The sequence below is a fragment of the Actinoplanes sp. 13 genome (assembly GCF_056134165.1).
This window is the reverse complement of sequence record NZ_JBVYOQ010000001.1, coordinates 265190-282962: the sequence shown is the minus strand read 5'-3', so window position 1 is coordinate 282962 and position 17773 is coordinate 265190. Positions and strand designations below refer to the sequence as shown.

The window sequence follows — 17773 nt, the reverse complement described above, 5'->3', positions numbered from 1 at the left end:
TGGGGTGCGGCTGGTGTGTGAAGTCGGGGTGCGAATCGAGCCGTTACTTCACACACGGGTGCATGAGCCGGCGGCGGAGGACGGCCGTTCGGGGACGCCTGGCCGTCCGGCGCGATCTTCGGGACATGGCATTGGTCGTACGATAAATGTCGCTCAGAGCAAGGCGCGGAGACCGTGACCGTCCTCGACGACGATGTCCGGTTCCGGCCATGCGGAGGCGTCTCCCGCGTCCCGCCGGCCGGACGGCATCAGGATCGCGCCGCCGACGTCCGCGCGCCGGGCGCAGAGGACGTCCCGGCGGCGGCTGTCGCCGACGAACCAGCAGCTCCTGGGCGGGACGCCGAGCGTATCGGTGGCCGACCAGATCATCTGTGGGTTGGGTTTGCGGACACCGGCCTCGTCGCTGTAGATCTGCGCCATGAAGACGTCCCCGACACCGGCCCGGGCCAGGAAGTCGCGGTGCGCGGCGCCGCACAGGGTGTTGCTGACCACCGCGAGCTTGATCCCGGCCGTGGCGAAATCGGTCAGCGCCTCGCGGATGCCGGGGCGCAGCGCCCAGCCGTCCCGCCAGGCCCAGTCGTAGCTGAGCCGGGGGATCGCGGGCCGCACCAGGGCCTGGGCCAGCGGCGGCCATTCGGCGATCACGAAGCGTTCCCAGACGTCGGTCTGCGGCAACTCGTCGGGCCAGTCCTCGTCGCGCCAGCGGGCGTACGCGGCGGCGCCGTCGATCAGCGAACGCTGGATCCGGCCGGGCTGCAGCCCGCCCCGCGTCAGGTTGTAGAGGCGCAGCACCAGCTCGGGCGGGTCGGCGCGGAAGGGCGCGTCGGCGAGCACGCCGCCGAAGTCCAGGAGCACGGCCTCGGGCCGGGACAGCATCAGCGGACCTGGCCCAGCGTCCAGGCGCGCACGCCGCCGACGATGCCCGCGGTGTTCGGCACCACGACGACGTCGTCGCCCATCCGGGCCAGCTGCGCCGGCGTGATCAGCCGGGAGTTGCCGCCGCCGAGATAGACCCGGTCCCAGAGGAAGACCGGGCGCAGGCCCTCGATGACGTTGCGGACCCGGCGCGACCAGAGCGCGTCGCCGAGGCGGCGGCGCTCGTGCTCGCCGATGTAGGTGTCGTAGGACATCCCCCAGCGCACCGGGGCCTGTGACATCTCCAGGTGCGGGGCCAGCTCGCCGCCGTCGAAGAGCGCGCAGCCCAGTCCCGTCCCCAAGGTCAGCACCAGCTCGCAGCCGGTGCCGGCGACCACGCCGGCGCCGTGCACCTCGGCGTCGTTGAGCACCAGGGTCGGCAGGCCGAACGCCTCGGCCAGCGCGGTGCGGGCGTCGAAGCCCCGCCACGCCTCGACCAGCTCCGGGTCGACCTTGGTGCGTGGGCCGCTGCGGGTCACGTAGTGCGGGGTGGCGACCACGACGCCGTGCCGGATCATGCCGGGCATCCCGACGGTGACCCGGTCGGCGTTCGGCAGCTGTTCACCGAGGTTCACCAGAGTCTTGACGAAGAGGTCGGGCGGGAGCGGGTACGGTGTCGGCACCCGGATCGGCTGCGCCCGCATCGTGCCCGCCTCGTCGAGCACCGAGCCCTTGATGCCGCCGCCGCCGCAATCGATCGTCAGGGTGAAAGCCACGCCGCCAGTCTGCATGGGGACCACCTCCCGGCACAGTAATTGTGCCGGGTGTCCCGTCAGCGCGCCGCTCCGCGGCCTCGCGGGGTGGGCTGTTCCGGTCAGCCCGCCTCTTCCGCCCAGACCCGCCAGTTGTCCAGGACGCCGTGCAGCGCGGGCGTCAGCCAGCCCGGCGCCGACCGGCGGAACACACCCGGGTCCATCGAGCCGGCGCCGGCCGGCAGGGCGCCGACCAGGTGCGGGACGAGTTCGCTGAGGTTCGCCCAGTGCACCAGCTCGGGCTCGGCCGGCCAGGCGCCGAGGATCACCCGGGCCGGCACCCCGCGGCGGTTGAGTGCCTCCAGCGTCAGCGCGGTGTGGTTGAGCGTGCCCAGCCCGGCCCGGGCCACCACGATCATGTTGGCGCCGAGCGTGGTGGCCAGGTCGGCGAACGTCCACGCTTCGCCGGAAGGCCGCACGCCCATCGGCACCAGCAGCCCGCCGGCGCCCTCGACCAGCACGAGGTCGTGTTTCTCGGCCTCGGCCCGGATCGCGTCGACCACGTCGAACAGGTCGAGCGGGGGCAGCTCGGCGACTTTCGCGGCGGCCAGCGGGGCCAGGGGCTCGGGGTATTCCGCGAGCGTGCGGACCGTCGCGGGACCGGCCAGCCGGGTGATCACCTCGGCGTCGGTGGGCACGCCGGTGATCGTGCCCGTCTGACCGGGTTTGATCACGGCGACACGGAGGCCCGCGCTCTGGGCGGCGGCCGCCATCGCGGCGGTGGCGATGGTCTTGCCGACCTCGGTGTCGGTGCCGGTGACCAGGACGATCCCGTGCCACTCGTGCGGCTCGGGGCGGCTCGGTGCGGGGGCGGCCTGAGCGGCCAGCTCGGTGTCGATCTCGGCGGCCAGGGCCTCGCCGTCGACGTCGGCCGGGGTGAGAGGCGCGGCCGCGGGGGACGGAGCCGGCTCGGTGGCCGGCGGCAGAGGCGGATCGAGCGGCGGCTCGGGCCCCGGCTCGACCGGCGGAGCGGTGCCCTCCGGCCCGGTGGGCAGCGGAAAGTCGACCGCCGGTATGCGGCTGCCGCGCCCGCGCAGCGGGTCGGTGCCGGCCGGCCGCGGCGGTGGCGGACCGAGCGGCAGGCCGTGACCACGGCCGTCGGCCCGCCGGGGAGGCGGGGCCGTCGAGATGCCGGCGTAGTAGGAAACCGAGGGAGGGTCGGAGGTCATGGCGCGCACTCCACGATCACGTTCAGGGCCCGGTCGAAGTCCGTCGCGGGCACACCCGCGTTCAAGGTCAGCCGCAGGCGCGAGCTGCCGTCCGGCGTCGAGGGTGGCCGGAAGCAGCCCACCGCGACGTCGCGGTCCCGGCAGTCGGCGGCCCAGGCCAGTGCCGCCTCCGGACCCGGTGCCGGGACGGAGAGCACGCCCGCGGCGGGCTCGCGCACGGCGAGCCCGGCGGACCGCAGCCGGGCGACGACCTCGGCGCCGCGCCGGAACAGCACCGCGCGCCGGTCGTCGGCCGAGCGGGCCACGTCCACCGCGGCGCGCACGCCGGCGATGACGGCCGGAGGCGGCGCGGTGTCGTAGATGAAGCTGCGGCCGGTCTCGACGAGATGCCGGACGAACGGCGCGGGACCGGCCACCACGCCGCCCGCCCCGCCCAGCGACTTGGAGAGCGTCGCGGTCACGATCACGTCGGGCCGGCCGCTCAGCCCGGCGGCGGCCACTCCGCCCGCGCCGGACGGCCCGAGCAGGCCGAGCGCATGCGCGTCGTCGACGATCAGCAGCGCGCCCCGGGCCGAGGTGACCTGGTAGAGCTCGGCGAGCGGGGCCGCGTCACCGTCCACCGAGAAGACCGACTCGGTGATCACGGCGGCCCGCCCCGGCCGGGCGTCCAGAATCGCGGCGACGGCGGCCGGGTCGTTGTGCGGCGCGACGGTCACCGGGAGGCCGGAGCCGCGGCAGCCGTCGATCAGCGAGGCGTGGTTGAACGCGTCCGACACGATCAGGTCGCAGACGGCGGCGACGCCCCGGACGACGGCCAGGTTGGCCAGATATCCGGAGGAGAACAGCAGCGCACCGGCGGCGCCGAGCCAGTCGGCCAGCGCGTCCTCGAGGTCGGTGTGCGCGTCGGTCGACCCGCGGACCAGGCGGGAACCGGTGGCGCCCAGCCCGTACGCCTCGAGGGCCTGCCTTGCCGCGGTCACCACCCGGGGATGGCCGGCCAGGCCGAGGTAGTCGTTGCCGGCCAGATCGACGACGGTGTCGGCGGCCGCCCGCGGCCGCAACTGACGGGTGAGCCCCGCCTTGGCCCGGTCGCGGGCCAGGCGATCGAGCGCCTCCAACCAGTCCGTCAAGACACCCCCATAGATCACGAGAAGGGGAAACTATCACCTGCCGCCGACAGTCCTACCGGCCCGGGAACTCTGTAGGGTACGGGCATGCCAGAGATCCTCGACCGGGCCCGAACCCGGGTCCTCGACGACGGCAAGGGACTGGACGAGGCCGACATCCTCGAGGTCCTGCGCCTGCCCGACGAGCACCTTCCGGAATTGTTGCAGCTCGCCCACGATGTGCGGATGAAGTGGTGCGGCCCGGAGGTCGAGGTCGAGGGCATCGTCTCGCTGAAGACCGGTGGATGTCCGGAGGACTGCCACTTCTGCTCGCAGTCCGGCCTGTTCGCCTCCCCGGTGCGTGCGGTCTGGCTGGACATTCCCTCTCTCGTGGAGGCGGCCCGGCAGACCGCGGCCACCGGCGCGACCGAGTTCTGCATCGTGGCCGCCGTCCGCGGGCCGGACCAGCGGCTGATGGACCAGATGCGGGCCGGCGTCAAGGCGATCAAGGAAGCGGTCGACATCCAGGTCGCCGCGAGTCTCGGCATGCTGACCCAGGAACAGGTCGACGAGCTGGTCGAGATGGGTGTGCACCGGTACAACCACAATCTCGAGACCTGCCGGTCCTACTTCCCGAACGTGGTGACCACGCACTCCTTCGAGGAGCGCTGGAGCACGCTGAAGATGGTGCGCGACTCCGGCATGGAGGTCTGCTGCGGCGGCATCCTCGGCCTGGGGGAGTCGCTGGAACAGCGCGCCGAGTTCGCCGCCCAGCTCGCCGAGTTGGACCCGCACGAGGTCCCGCTGAACTTCCTCAACCCGCGGCCGGGCACCCCGCTGGGCGACCGCCCGGTGGTGGAGGGCCGGGACGCGTTGCGCGCCATCGCCGCCTTCCGGCTGGCGATGCCGCGGACCATCCTGCGGTACGCGGGCGGCCGGGAGATCACGCTGGGCGACCTGGGCACCCGCGAGGGCCTGCTGGGTGGCATCAACGCGGTGATCGTCGGCAATTACCTGACCACGCTGGGCCGCCCTGCGAACGCCGACCTGGAGCTGCTCGCCGACCTGAAGATGCCGGTTAAGTCCCTCTCCGCGACGTTCTGACGTGCTGCGAGGCGATGTGCTGATGTTCTGCGAGGCGATGTGCTGATGTGCTGCGAGGCGACGTTCTGATGTTCTGCGACCGGTGCGGGCAGCCGAGCGCCGAAGGTGACCACACCGCCTGCGCCGCCGCGCGGGAGCTGGAGCCGCCGCGGTTCTGCCCGCACTGCCGGCGCCGGATGAAGGTGCAGGTGGTCCCGACCGGCTGGCGGGCCGCCTGCGTCGAACACGGGGAGACCGTCGCGCACAGCTGAGCCGGTTGCTGTGTCGAGCGGGGAGACCCTTGGGTGACGGCGGGCCCGAACCGGTGCCCACCGTCACCCCTCTCACCGTCACCCGGAGGTGGCCGGAGTCTCCTTGCCCACCGGCAGGGTCGCGCTGACCATCGCGCCGTCCCGCTCGAAGGACTCCACGCCGAGGCGGCGCAGCGTCCGCAGCATCGCCACGTTCTCGGCGCCGGTGTGCGCGGTCACCGCGGCCAGCCCGGTGCGCTCGGCGGCCGCGTGCAGCCGGCGCAGCAGGGCGGTGCCCAGACCGCGCCGCTGCCAGGTGTCCTCCACCAGCACGGTCGCCTCGCCGAGGTCACCCTCGGCGACCAGGCTGGCCATCGCAACCACGCGGCCACCGGGGGCGACGGCCAGCAGGGTGAGCCCACCGGCCGGCTCCAGCAGCCGGCGCAGCCGCGCCTCGTCCGGCACGGCGCCGGCCGGGTAACGGCGGCGCAAGGTCTCTGCCGAGCAGTCTTCGAGCATTTCGTGTACGGCCTGGGCGTCGTCCTGCCCGGCCGGCCGCAGCACCAGCTCCGTCCCGTCCGGCAGCAGCATGCTCACCTGCTCGCGGTGCTGCCGCTGCACCGTGCCGGCGATCTCGACCAGGGCCTGGGCCCGCGCGAACTCCGCCGGGGCGAACGCGGGCAGGGCCCGCAGCACCTCGTAGGACCCGCCGGACGGGTCGGCCACCACCATCCGGCCGCCGTGGAACCCGGGCAGGTCGGTGGCGGCCGCCGGGTGCCAGCGCACCTCGGTGGCGTCGAGCAGGGACTTCAGTGCCTCGGCGAGCGTGTCCGGCTCGTGCACCAGGCGGCCGGCCAGCGCCAGCACCCGGGTCGGCTGATCGGCGAGCCCCTCCGCCTCGGCGCGGGCCACGAACGCGTCCCGTCCCCGGCCCTTGGTCACCGCGGCGAGCAGGTCGCCCTCGGTCATCGTGTCGGGCGCGTCGACCAGGAAGTCGTCGACCGCGCCGTCCTCGGTGGTGTGCACCTGGACCGCGAGGATGTTCACCGATCGCAGCGCCAAGCTCGCGGTCAGCACCGAGAGGTAGCCGGGCCGGTCCTCGACCGTCGCCCTGACCCGCCACAACGCCATTCCGGGCACCCCCTTCTGTTCACCCAAGAGTGACCCGTGGTTGTTAACCGGTGATTGCCGAAATGACTTTCTGTCAGGCAGGACACACGGTCAGGCGGATCACACCGGCTCGGGTTCGGAGACCTTGTCCAGCCGGTCACCGAGGATCACGGCGGCGGCCCGGACCAGCTGCGCGACCCGGTCCACCTCGGTCACGTGGAACGCGGCGGCCGGCAGGTCGTCCTCGTCCGTGCGCGCGACCAGCAGCACGAGGCCGGCGCGGCCGAACGGGGCCACCGCGTACCGCGCGCCCTGCGGGTCGATCATCGGGCGGGCCCGCAGCGGCGTCACCTCGGGCAGCCGCAGCGGCGACGGGGCACGCCAGCTGGCATAGATCACCTGAGGCTCACCGCCGCTGCGCGCGGCCCAGTCGGCGGGGACCACCGCGGCAGCGGCCCAGTCCGCGGCCAGCAGGCCGGGCACCGCGTCGACCAGGGTGGCCAGGCCGTCCATCGGGTTGGCGGCGACCTGGGCGAGCAGCTCGGCGTCGTGGCCGCCGTTGACCGGGGCCCCGATCGCCTTCCACACCCCGTCCACCTGCACGCCGGGGATGGCGGCCAGCCCGGCGAGGAGCCGTTCGACGCGGGAGGCGCCGGGCCAGACCACGGTGAAGTCGTCGACGGCCCGGCCGCCGAGACGTTCCAGCACCACGACCTGGACGATGTCGGCGCCGGCCACCCCGAGGGTCCGGGCGACCTGTCCCAGCGCACCGGGACGGTCCGGCAGGGTGACTCGTACCCGCAGCAACATGTGACTCCTCCCGTCGCGGACGGCCGGTGCCGCCGTCCTGATCCAACACCCTGCCCAACCGGGGTTTCGGACCCGTTGCACGGTCGTGTCCCGGCGGTCAAGCTGTCGCCATATGCCCGAAATCCCAAAGCCGCCCGAGCCTGCCGCCGGTTTGCCCCCGGTTGAGGGCCAAGGCACACCACGGTGGTCGGGGCACTGTGGGGATTTCGGGCGCGCTGCGCACCCCGGGCAACCACGGTGGGTGGTCAAGTCGCCGGGACCGGACCGGGATGCCGCTAGGGTCGGGGCATGATCTGTGAGGCGTGCCGCGAGCGCCGGCACGACCACTGCCGGGGCGGCTCGTGGTGCGACTGCCAGCACCGCGAGCTCAAGCCGCTCCCGCCGGTGACCGGTCCGGCCGGGCCGTGACCGATCTGCACACCTGGCCCGCGCCGCTGCTCGAGCTCTACCCGCGGACCGGGCGGCCCACCCTGCGGGTGAACTTCATCGCCAGCGCGGACGGCGCGGTCACCGTCGACGGTCTCTCCGCCGGCCTTCAGGGCCCCGGCGACAAGGACGTCTTCGACACGCTGCGGATGACCTGCGACGCGCTGATCGTGGCCGCCGGCACGGTCCGCGCCGAGAACTACGACGCGCTGCGCCTGACCGACCGGGCCCGCGCCTGGCGGGTCGCGAACGGCCTGCCGGAGTTCCCGCTCATGGTGATCGTCTCGGGCTCGCTCGACCTCGACCCGGGGCAGCTGGTCTTCTCGGACGCCCCGATTCCCCCGATCGTGGTGACCCACGGCGGGTCCGAACCGGCCGCCCCGCTTGCGAGGACCGCCGAGGTCGTCCGGTTCGGGGGGAACGAGGTGGATCTTGCCGCGGCGGTGCGCTTCCTGCACGGGCGCGGCGCCACCCAGCTGCTCTGCGAGGGCGGCCCCAGCCTGCTCGGCGCGCTGGTCGCGGCGGATCTGGTGGATGAGCTGTGCCTGACGGTCGCCCCGCTGCTGGTGGGCGGTCCGGCCGGGCGGATCGCGCAGGGGCCGCCGGCGCAGGCGCGCCGGATGTCACTGCGGCACGTGCTCACCCACGAGGACATGCTTTTCCTGCGGTACGCGCGAAGCACGTGACGGCAGGCGCGCGGCGCGTGACGGTACGCGCGAGGCACGTGACCGCCCGGCGAGCCTCCTCGATGTGATCAAGATCTTGTGCATAACTCTGTGGATGACCCCCAGAAGTTGTGGACAACCCCTCCGAGGAGCATTTTGTCGTACTCCTGGGGCAACATGATCGGCGTGTCTGACGAAACTGTGTTCCCCCGCGGCGGAAAACCGGATGCCGACCCGGGGGACCCCGTCGGGCGGGTGCTGGGAACAGCGGACGCCACCCCGTTGCAGTTCTGGACGGCCGTGACGCCGGGCAACTACCTGCAGCTCGACGACGTCGTGGTGACCAAGCGCGACCTGCCGGACCGCGAGCCGGTGACGATCGCCGGCGTGGTGACCCAGGTGCGCGCCCGGCACGAGGGCGCCCAGTTCGACTCGGACGTGTTCGCCATCGCCGACGGCACGCTGCCCGCGATGGTCCAGGAGGCGGCCGAGATCACCACCACCCGGGTCGACCCGGAGCTCTATGTGCCGCCCGCGCCCGGCGCGGTCGTGCACCGGGCGACCGGCGACGCCCGCGACGCGGCGCTGCACTTCGACCGGATGGAGCGGCGGGTCCCGATGGGCACCGGCCGCGACGGGGTCCCGGTCTTCCTCAACGCCGACTTCCTGGACGGCACCCGCGGCGCGCACGTCTCCATCTCCGGCATCTCCGGCGTGGCCACCAAGACCAGCTTCGCGACGTTCCTGCTCTATTCGGTGTTCCGGTCCGGGCAGCTGGGGGCCGACGGCGCCAACGCCCGGGCGCTGATCTTCAACGTGAAGGGCGAGGACCTGCTCTTCCTCGACCACCCGAACACCAAGCTCGACGACAAGACCCGCGCGGCGTACGCGCATCTCGGCCTGCCCGCCGCGCCCTTCCCGGACGTGCGGGTCTACGCGCCGCCCAGGGCCGGCGACTCCTCCGGTGCGCCCGACGTGAGCAGCCGGCTCACCGGGGTCGACTCGTTCTACTGGACCCTCGCCGAGTTCTGCGACAGCAAGCTGCTGCCCTACGTCTTCGCCGACGCCGACGACGAGCGCCAGCAGTACACGATGGTGGTGCACTCGGTCACCGCCCATCTGCACCGGCACGCCGTGCCGGCCGACGGCGGGATCAGCATCGACGGCCGCCGGATCGGCTCCTACCAGGACCTGGTGGACCACGTCGTCGAGCAGCTCACCGACGACGAGACCCGGTCGACGTGGGCCGGCAGCGCGGTCAACATGGGCACCGTCAACGCGTTCGCCCGGCGGCTGATCGGCAGCAAGCGCGACCTGTCCCGGCTGATCCGCGGCGACCTGGCGTCGCGCCGCCCGCACCAGATCAAGACCGCGGCCAGCGCCCAGGTCACCGTGGTGGACCTGCACAACCTGCCGGACCGGGCACAGCGCTTCGTGGTCGGTGTGACGCTGAAGACCGAGTTCGAGGAGAAGGAGAAGTCCGGCACCGGCCGCCCGCTGCTCTTCGTGGTCCTCGACGAGCTCAACAAATACGCGCCCCGCGAGGGCTCCTCGCCGATCAAGGAGGTGTTGCTCGACATCGCCGAGCGGGGCCGCTCGCTCGGCGTGATCCTGATCGGCGCGCAGCAGACAGCCAGCGAGGTGGAGCGGCGGATCGTCACCAACTCGGCGATCCGGGTGGTCGGCCGGCTCGACCCGGCCGAGGCCTCCCGCCCGGAATACGGCTTCCTCCCCCCGGCGATGCGGCAGCGCGCCCTGCTCGCGCGGCCCGGCACGATGTTCGTCAACCAGCCGGACATCCCGGTCCCGCTCTGTGTCGAGTTCCCGTTCCCGGCCTGGGCCACCCGCAAGTCGGAGTCGGGGCCGCCACCTGCCGAGACGTTGCGGTCGATCGTGCAGGGCGCCGACCCGTTCGCCGTGGTCGGCAGCGGCGGCGGCTCGGACGACGACATCCCGTTCTGACCCTTCCTCTAAGGTTTCGCGATGCGCATCCTGCACACGTCCGACTGGCACGTCGGCAAGGTCCTCAAGGGCCGCAACCGGCACGACGAGCACATCAAGGTGCTCGCCCAGGTGGTCGAGATCGCCCGCGCCGAGCGCCCCGACCTGGTCATCGTCGCCGGTGACCTCTACGACACCGCGGCGCCCGCCGCGGACGCGACGCGCCTGGTCACCCGGGCACTCTCGGCGTTGCGGCAGACCGGCGCGCGGGTGGTGGCGATCGGCGGCAACCACGACAACGGGCAGGCGCTGGACGCGCTGCGGCCGTGGGCCGACGCGGCCGGCATCGAGCTGCGCGGGTCGTACCGGGAGAATCTCAACGATCTGCTGATCGAGGGGACCACCGAGGCCGGGGAGCGCTGGCGGCTGGTCGGCCTGCCGTTCCTCTCCCAGCGTTACGCGATCCGCGCCGCGGAGATGTACGACCTGACCGCCGCCGAGGCCAACCAGACGTACGCGGACCTGGTCGCCCGGCTGATCGCCAAGCTGAGCGAGCCGTTCGCCGAGCCCGGTGTGGTCAACCTGGTCAGCGCCCACCTCACGATCGTGGGCGCGAGCACCGGCGGCGGCGAGCGCGAGGCGCACACCATCATGGGTTACGCGGTGCCCGCCACCGTCTTCCCGCCGAACGCGCACTACGTGGCGCTCGGCCACCTGCACCGCGCCCAGCAGGTGATCGCCCCCTGCCCGACCAGGTACAGCGGTAGTCCGCTCGCCGTCGACTTCGGCGAGGAGGAGAACGTCAGCTCGGTGGCGATCGTCGATGTCGCCGCCGACCAGGCGGCCCGGGTTCGTGACGTCCCGGTGACCTCGGCGCTGACCCTGCGCACCGTGCGCGGCACCCTGGAGCAGCTGGCCAAGGTGAACCTTCCGGACGCCTGGCTGCGTGTCCTGGTGCGGGAGACGCCCCGGCCGGGCCTCCGCGAGGACGTGCAGGAGCTGTTGCCGAACGCGTTGGAGGTGCGCATCGACCCCGACATGCTGCCGGACCGCACGGGGGAGCGGGCCGCCGAGCGGGCCGGCCGGTCCCCGCGCGAGCTCTTCGGTGACTACCTGGACAGCCGTGGCAACGCCGAGGAGGGCGTGCGCGAGCTCTTCGACGAGCTGTACGACGAGGTGAGCAGCAACCAATGAGGCCGCTGAGGCTCGACATGTCCGGGTTCACGGTGTTTCGCGAGCCGACCACCGTGGACTTCACCGACGCCGACTACTTCGTGCTGGTCGGCCCGACCGGCTCGGGCAAGTCGACGGTGCTGGACGCCATCTGTTTCGCCCTCTACGGCACGGTGCCCCGGTGGGGTGGCTCCCGGGGGATCGTCAACGCGCTGGCCCCGTCGGCCACCGAGGCCCGGGTGCGGCTCTGCTTCGAGTCCGCCGGCGACCGGTACGTCGCCACCCGCGTGATCCGCCGCGACGGCCGGGGCAACGTGAAGACCGCCGGTGCCGGCCTGCAGCTGATGCCGTCCGGTTTCGACGTCACGAAACTCGACACCGGCATGGACCTGGCCGACCTGGGCGAGGCGATGGCCGGCACGCCGGCCGAGATGGACCAGGCCGTGCTGGACGCCGTCGGCCTGCCCTACGAGCAGTTCACCAGCTGTGTGGTGCTGCCGCAGGGGCAGTTCGCCGACTTCCTGCACGCCAAACCGGCCACCCGTCAGCAGATCCTGGTCAATCTGCTCGGCCTGCACATCTACGAGGAGGTTCAGGTCAAGGCGACCGAGCGGGGCCGCGCCGCGGAGGCCAAGCTCGGTGTGGTCGAGCAGCAGCTGGAGGCGCTGGAGGACGCCACCGAGGAGGCGGTCGATGCGGCCGGGGCGCAGCTGGAGCGGATGCGGGAGTTGACCCGGGCCGTCGAGGCGGCGGTGCCGGGCCTGCGGGACGCCCGGGAGGCGGAGACGGTGGCGCTCGGCGAGCGCGAGACGGTCGACGCGGAGCTGACTCTGCTGGCGTCCGTGCGTACCCCCGCGGGGTTGTCCGAGGCGACCGGCGCGGTCGCCGCCGCGAGGGTGACCGCCGACCGCGCCGCGGACGAGGTGCACGCGGCCGAGGAGGCCGAGGAGAAGGTGCGCGGCGAGCTGGCCGCGGCCGGCGACGCCGGATCGTTGCGGGTGATGCTGGACCGGCACACCGAGCTGAGCCGCCTGGTCGAGCAGGAGGAGTGGTTCGCCGGCAAGGTCTCGGTCGCCGAGGTGGAGTACCGCGACGCCCTGGCCTCCGCCGAGCTGGCCCTGGGCGAGCACACCGGCGCGCAGCAGCTGCTGGAGCAGGCGCGCCAGGACTACCGGGACGCTCAGCAGCGTGACCGCGCCACGGCCCTGCGCGGGCATCTGGTCGCGGGCCAGCCCTGCCCGGTGTGTGAGCAGCCGGTCACGGCCGTCCCGGAGGTGCCGAAGGAGTCGGCGGTCCGGCTGGCCGAGCAGGCCGGCAACGCGGCGAAGGCGGCGGCCGAGGCGGCGACCGCCCGCTGGCGTGAGCGGGACGCGGTGGCCCGCAACCTGGAGAGCGATCTGGAGCGCAAGCGCGGGCAGTACGAGCACCATCTGTCCCGGCTCGCCGAGGTGCGGGCCGCGGTCGCCTCGCTGCCGCCGGTGGAGGCGGTGCAGGCGCGGCTGGCCGATCTGGGTGAGCTGCAGCGCAAGCTGGAGAGCGCCACCGCGAGGGTGCGCGCCGCCCGGGACGGTCAGCGCCGCGCGCAGGCCGCCGTCCGTGCGGCCGAGGACCAGCAGCGGACCGCCTGGCGCAAGTTCGACGCGGTCCGCGACGGCGTGGCCCGGTTCGAGCCGCCGTCCGCCGACCGGGACGACCTGGCCGCCGCCTGGCAGACCCTGGTGGGCTGGGCGCAGGAGCGGCACCGCGCCCGGCTGGCCGCCCGCGCCGAGGCCGAGGCGGCGGTGGCCACCGCGCACGAGGCCACCGTGCGCGCCTACACCGGGATCGCCGGCCTCTTCGTCGAGGCCGGGCTGACCCCGCCCGGCGGTCCCGCGCCGGGCCTGGACCCGGCCGAGGTCTCGGCGTCGCGTGCCGCGGAGCGGGCCGTCTCGGCCGCCGGCGTGGAGTCCGGCCTGATCCGGGCCGCCGCGGTCGCCGCCGAGCGGGCCGAGGCGGCGTGGCAGCGGATGGTCGAGCGCCGGCAGCAGGCTCTCGCCTCGGCCGAGCAGCGTGACGCCCTGCTGCAGCAGAGCCGGGTGGCGAAATCGCTGGCCGGGCACCTGCGGGCCAACAACTTCGAGCGCTGGCTCCTGGAGGAGGCCCTCGACCTGCTGGTGGACGGCGCGTCCCGGATCCTGCGGGAGCTGACCGGCGGGCAGTACGAGCTGATGCACACCAAGGGCGAGTTCTTCGTCGTCGACCACCACGACGCCGGCCTGCGGCGCGGGGTGCGGACCCTCTCCGGCGGCGAGACGTTCCAGGCGTCGCTGGCGCTGGCGCTCGCGCTCTCCGAACAGCTGGCCGGCATGAGCACCACGGCCGCCAGCCTGGAGTCGATCGTGCTGGACGAGGGCTTCGGCACGCTGGACGCGGCGACGCTGGACGTGGTCGCGGCCACCCTGGAGAACCTGGCGGCCCGCGGGGACCGCATGGTCGGCCTGGTCACCCACGTGCAGGCGCTGGCCGAACGGGTGCCGGTCCGGTTCGAGGTGCACAAGGACGCGCGTACCGCGTACGTGGAAAGGACCGGTCTGTGACGAGGATGTTCGTCGACTCGTGGGATCCGTCGTACGGCTCCTCCTTCGAGGGCGCGTCCTCGGACGGGCCCACCGCCTCCAGCAGCGCGCAGGTCGACGTCGAGGTCGAGGTGCCGGCCGCGGAGTGGGCCCCGATCGACGTCTCCCGCACGGCCCGCACCCCCGATGTGGTGTTCCTGGTCGACGGCGTGCGGCGCAACGACGCCGGGCTGTGGACGGCCGAGGAGGACGGCACGTCCTACGCCGGGCTGGCCGCGTCGTACGCGGCCGGTGTGGTCCGCTGCGACCTGGCCCGCGGGGTGGCCGAGCTGGCCGGCGCGCGGGTCGCCCGCGGTCTGTTCACGGCCAGCCCGACGGCGACCGATGTGCAGGCCGGCTCGGTGCGTTACGAGGTGCACCGGATCAGCGGCAGCGGTGAGGCCAGCAAGCTGCCGGCCGCGGTGCAGGGCCCGCTGACCGCGCTGGAGATCGAGATCTCGGCGGCCGCCCGGGACGGCGGGTCGGACGGCGCGGACCTGCTGATCGTGGACGGTCCGCTGCGCAACCGGCGGCAGCTGCCCCGCACGATCGGGTACGTGAAGACCCAGCAGAAGCAATATCTGCCGGCCGCGCAGGAGGCGGTGGTGCCGCGGCTGCGGCCGGGTCAGCGGACCCCGGTGTTCCATCTCGGGACGGTCTGGGGCGGCTGGTCGTGGTATCTGCGCTTACCCGGCTCGTCCGGCGCGCCGTGGTCCGGCGTGGTGCGGGTGGAGTGCTCACCGGACCTCACCGCGGATCAGGCGATCGAGTTGGCCGAGATCTCCGGGGTGACACTGCCCCGGTTCGCATCCTCGGCGTACAAGGATCCGCGCGCCCCGCAGAATCTGGTGCCGATCGCGGGGCTGGAGCGGCGCCTGCGCGGCATGCTCGGCGACGCCCGGGTGCTGCACCGGGCGCTCGCCCTGGCCACCGCACAATCGCGCCGATGAAACGATCACTAAGACGAGCAGGAATGGGAGCGCTCCCGGACGGGTGACGCCGGAATGCGCCCATCCGGCAACGAGGACTCACCCGATCGGTTCACCGGCCCCGCTATTTCCCACTCGCGACCCTGCGCGAACAACGCTGTGGAATCGCGCCTTCACACTCCGAGATCACGCTCTCCCGCCTCCGGGGAAATTATTCTCGCGGACATGTCTAGGGTCGGTTGTCACTGAGTATCATTCCGGCTTACCCGGCGTCCGAATCGGCGTAGATCAATACGGAGAGTGATCGGCCGTCGGCACGTCTTCATGATCCCGATCGCAGCGGAGGACCGTTGAGACCGAACGCCCCGGAAAATCTCGGGCCGGCATTGATCCCGGCCGGGCCCCCCAGCCGTACAACAGGCGACGGGGAAGGGTCCGGGCGGAGGTATCGATGCATGCGGTGGCCGAGTATCGGCTCGCGCCGGAGAGGGTGCGTGTGATGGCGCGGCAACACTCCGGTGGCAGGTGGCAGGCTCTCGACGGTGGCAACCACCGGGACGAGGGCACGGTGATCCCGCGGCAGGCGCCGCGGCACGAGGCCGCGCGCAGCAGCAGCCCGAGCCATGAGGACACACTGGTCAAGCTGCTCTACGAGGAGCACGCGGGACCGCTGCTGATGTTCGTGCTGCGACTGACCGGCGGCGACCGGCAGCGTGCCGAGGACATCGTGCAGGAGACCCTGCTGCGGGCGTGGCGCAACGCGCACCGTCTCGGCGCCCAGGGCCAGCAGTCGCTGCGTCCGTGGCTGGTCACCGTCGCCCGCCGGATCGCCATCGACGAGCACCGGAGCGCCAACGCCCGGCCCGCCGAGACGTACGATCGGGAGTTGGAGAGCTTCCCGACCACGTCCGACGAGACCGACAAGGTGCTCCAGTCGATGACGGTGTCGGACGCGCTCCGCCAGTTGAGCCACTCGCACCGGGAGATCCTCATCGAGACGTACTTCCGTGGTCGGACCGTGCCGGAGGCGGCGGAGGCGCTGAACCTCCCGCTGGGCACGGCCAAGTCCCGGGTGTACTACGCCCTGCGTGCGCTGCGTACCGCTCTTCAGCAGCGGGGGGTGACCGAATGACACAGGAACAGCACTTCGACGTCGCGTCGTACGCCCTGGGCGTGCTCGACGACCACGACGCCTCGAGGTTCGAGGACCACCTGATCGAGTGCCCACAGTGCGCACTCGAGCTGGAGTCCTTCGTGCAGGTGGCCGACGTCCTCGCGACCGTCGACGCGGAGGCGCTGATCGCCGCCGAGCAGTCGGAGCGCGACGGCGTCGTGCTCACCAAGGTGCTGCGCGAGGTGAAGGTCGAGCGGCACCGCGCCAACAGCCGCCGGCTCTACTCGCTGGCCGCCGCCGTGGTGGTCTTCGCCATGCTGGCGATCGGCGCGTTCTTCGCCGGCGGTCAGTGGCTCGGCACCGGCGGCGGCGAGGCCGAGACCGGCGCGCAGGGCAACACCACCAGCCGGCTCGACCCGCTGCCCAACAGCGACGGCGTGGCCATCGGTGGCACCAAGCTGCCCGGCGAGACGTTCGACGGCACCGACAACCGCACCGGTGTGGCCGCGGCGGTGGGCCTGGAGAAGAAGGACTGGGGCACCCAGATCTCCTTCGCGGTCGGCAACATCACCGGGCCGAAGGAGTGTGCCCTCGTGGTGGTCCGCACCGACGGCACGTCGGAGCAGGTGGCCAGCTGGGCGATCGGCGAGAACGGCTGGGGCACCGCCGCCAACCCGAACCCGCTGATGTTGCAGGCGGTCACCGGCACCCCGCGCGACAAGATCGCTCACGTTCAGGTGCAGGAGATGACCGCGAACGGTCTGGGCGACACCCTGGTTCGCGTTCCGTAACCATCCGAGCACCCAAAGGCCCGGACGCTTCGGCGTCCGGGCCTTTCTTCGTCGTGGGTCAAGGTCATACGTGCCGGCCGCGCGGATGGTTCAAAAGAAATTTCTCCAATTTGATCGACCCGAATGTTCAACCGACTTCGCACCCTCTCCGTACTACTGCCCGGAAATGGCTTACGAGAAGACAGCAGGCCATGAACAGCTGGAGGGACCCCGTGGTACCGGAGAAGCGAAAGTTGATGGTCGTCGGCGCTGCGCTGGCGGCGGTGATCGCACTGCCCGCCTGTGCCCCGGCCGGATACGAGGCGTCCGACTACGGCAACGCCGCTGAACCGGCGTCGAACGACATCGCGGCCTCGCCCGGCGCGACCGCCGACCCCGAGTCCGACGCGACCGCTGAGCCCACCGCTCCCGCGGACGGCGAGGCGAACACCCCGGAGATCAGCGAGGAGCTCGCCACGACCTCGCTCACCGGCTCGAAGGTCCCGCGGATGGGCAAGGTCGTCGAGGACCAGGACGGTTTCGTCCTCTACCGCTTCGACGACGACAAGGACGACCCGGCGAAGTCGAACTGCAACGGCGAGTGTGCCGAGATCTGGCCGGCGGCGCTCACCAACGACGGCGAGCCGAAGCTCAAGGGCGTCGACGCCGACCTGGTCGGCACGGTCACCCGGGCGGACGGCACCAAGCAGCTGACCCTCAAGGGCTGGCCGCTCTACCGCTACATCGGCGACAAGAAGCCGGGCCAGTGGAAGGGCCAGAACGTCGGCGGCAAGTGGTTCGTCATCAACCCGGACGGCACCAAGAACCTGACCTGTCTCCCGGCCATCTCCAAGCCGGTCGCGCCGCCGAAGGACGACGAGGAGGCCGGCGCCGAGGAGTCGGGCGCCGAGGACACCGGCGGCGACTACAGCTACTGATCCGGTTTTTCGCGACGTGTTCCGAGT

General features: G+C 72.6%; 16 protein-coding genes. 10 read left to right on the top strand and 6 right to left on the bottom strand.

Annotation, left to right across the window (positions count from 1 at the left end; translation table 11 throughout):
• Positions 1-153: 153 nt before the first annotated feature.
• The 4 genes from AC0NH5_RS01205 to AC0NH5_RS01190 all read right to left on the bottom strand — a co-directional run bounded on the left by AC0NH5_RS01205 (position 154) and on the right by AC0NH5_RS01190 (position 3966).
• The gene (locus AC0NH5_RS01205) at positions 154-876 is read right to left on the bottom strand and encodes an HAD family hydrolase (protein WP_474398833.1); all 723 of its coding nucleotides are present in this window, start codon (positions 874-876) and stop codon (positions 154-156) included.
• Positions 876-1631, bottom strand: coding sequence for an ROK family protein (locus tag AC0NH5_RS01200; protein WP_474398831.1), 756 nt, complete (start codon positions 1629-1631; stop codon positions 876-878). Before AC0NH5_RS01200 ends, AC0NH5_RS01205 begins: the two co-directional genes overlap by 1 nt.
• Before the next feature lie 98 nt (positions 1632-1729).
• Positions 1730-2494, bottom strand: coding sequence for a dethiobiotin synthase (gene bioD, locus AC0NH5_RS01195; RefSeq protein WP_474400303.1), 765 nt, complete (start codon positions 2492-2494; stop codon positions 1730-1732).
• Between the two features lie 338 nt (positions 2495-2832).
• Positions 2833-3966, bottom strand: a complete 1134-nt coding sequence (locus tag AC0NH5_RS01190; protein WP_474398828.1) for an 8-amino-7-oxononanoate synthase — start codon at positions 3964-3966, stop codon at positions 2833-2835.
• 84 nt (positions 3967-4050) lie between these two features.
• On the opposite strand from AC0NH5_RS01190, the gene bioB reads away from it, so the two are divergent.
• Positions 4051-5046 (top strand): biotin synthase BioB, encoded by a 996-nt coding sequence (gene bioB, locus AC0NH5_RS01185; protein ID WP_474398826.1) that lies wholly within the window; start codon positions 4051-4053, stop codon positions 5044-5046.
• A 68-nt stretch (positions 5047-5114) separates the two neighbouring features.
• Entirely contained in the window at positions 5115-5297 is a 183-nt protein-coding gene (gene bsaP / locus AC0NH5_RS01180; protein WP_474400302.1) for a biotin synthase auxiliary protein BsaP, read from the top strand.
• Positions 5298-5375: 78 nt separating this feature from the next.
• Here the strand turns inward: bsaP and AC0NH5_RS01175 are convergent, their stop codons facing one another.
• Together AC0NH5_RS01175 and AC0NH5_RS01170 are read right to left on the bottom strand one after the other, a co-directional pair.
• Positions 5376-6407 carry a GNAT family N-acetyltransferase gene (locus AC0NH5_RS01175; RefSeq protein WP_474398823.1) on the bottom strand — a complete coding sequence of 344 codons (1032 nt, stop codon included), beginning with the start codon at positions 6405-6407 and terminating at the stop codon, positions 5376-5378.
• A gap of 99 nt (positions 6408-6506) precedes the next feature.
• Positions 6507-7196, bottom strand: coding sequence for an ACT domain-containing protein (locus tag AC0NH5_RS01170; RefSeq protein WP_474398820.1), 690 nt, complete (start codon positions 7194-7196; stop codon positions 6507-6509).
• A 404-nt stretch (positions 7197-7600) separates the two neighbouring features.
• On the opposite strand from AC0NH5_RS01170, the gene AC0NH5_RS01165 reads away from it, so the two are divergent.
• The 8 genes from AC0NH5_RS01165 (at position 7601) to AC0NH5_RS01130 (ending at position 17746) form a co-directional block, all read left to right on the top strand.
• Positions 7601-8308 (top strand): pyrimidine reductase family protein, encoded by a 708-nt coding sequence (locus tag AC0NH5_RS01165; protein ID WP_474398818.1) that lies wholly within the window; start codon positions 7601-7603, stop codon positions 8306-8308.
• Between the two features lie 156 nt (positions 8309-8464).
• Positions 8465-10249, top strand: a complete 1785-nt coding sequence (locus AC0NH5_RS01160) for an ATP-binding protein (RefSeq protein WP_474400301.1) — start codon at positions 8465-8467, stop codon at positions 10247-10249.
• 21 nt (positions 10250-10270) lie between these two features.
• On the top strand, positions 10271-11422 hold the full coding sequence (locus AC0NH5_RS01155) for an exonuclease SbcCD subunit D (RefSeq protein ID WP_474398815.1): 1152 nt from the start codon (positions 10271-10273) through the stop codon (positions 11420-11422).
• Complete coding sequence (locus AC0NH5_RS01150; protein WP_474398813.1) at positions 11419-13977, top strand: AAA family ATPase; 2559 nt, start codon at positions 11419-11421, stop codon at positions 13975-13977. The genes AC0NH5_RS01155 and AC0NH5_RS01150 overlap by 4 nt, the downstream gene beginning before the upstream one ends.
• Entirely contained in the window at positions 13974-14945 is a 972-nt protein-coding gene (locus AC0NH5_RS01145; RefSeq protein WP_474398810.1) for a hypothetical protein, read from the top strand. Before AC0NH5_RS01150 ends, AC0NH5_RS01145 begins: the two co-directional genes overlap by 4 nt.
• Before the next feature lie 430 nt (positions 14946-15375).
• The gene (locus AC0NH5_RS01140; protein ID WP_474398808.1) at positions 15376-16056 is read left to right on the top strand and encodes a sigma-70 family RNA polymerase sigma factor; all 681 of its coding nucleotides are present in this window, start codon (positions 15376-15378) and stop codon (positions 16054-16056) included.
• The gene (locus AC0NH5_RS01135; protein WP_474398805.1) at positions 16053-16829 is read left to right on the top strand and encodes a hypothetical protein; all 777 of its coding nucleotides are present in this window, start codon (positions 16053-16055) and stop codon (positions 16827-16829) included. The genes AC0NH5_RS01140 and AC0NH5_RS01135 overlap by 4 nt, the downstream gene beginning before the upstream one ends.
• A gap of 236 nt (positions 16830-17065) precedes the next feature.
• On the top strand, positions 17066-17746 hold the full coding sequence (locus tag AC0NH5_RS01130) for a hypothetical protein (protein ID WP_474398802.1): 681 nt from the start codon (positions 17066-17068) through the stop codon (positions 17744-17746).
• Positions 17747-17773 lie beyond the last annotated feature (27 nt).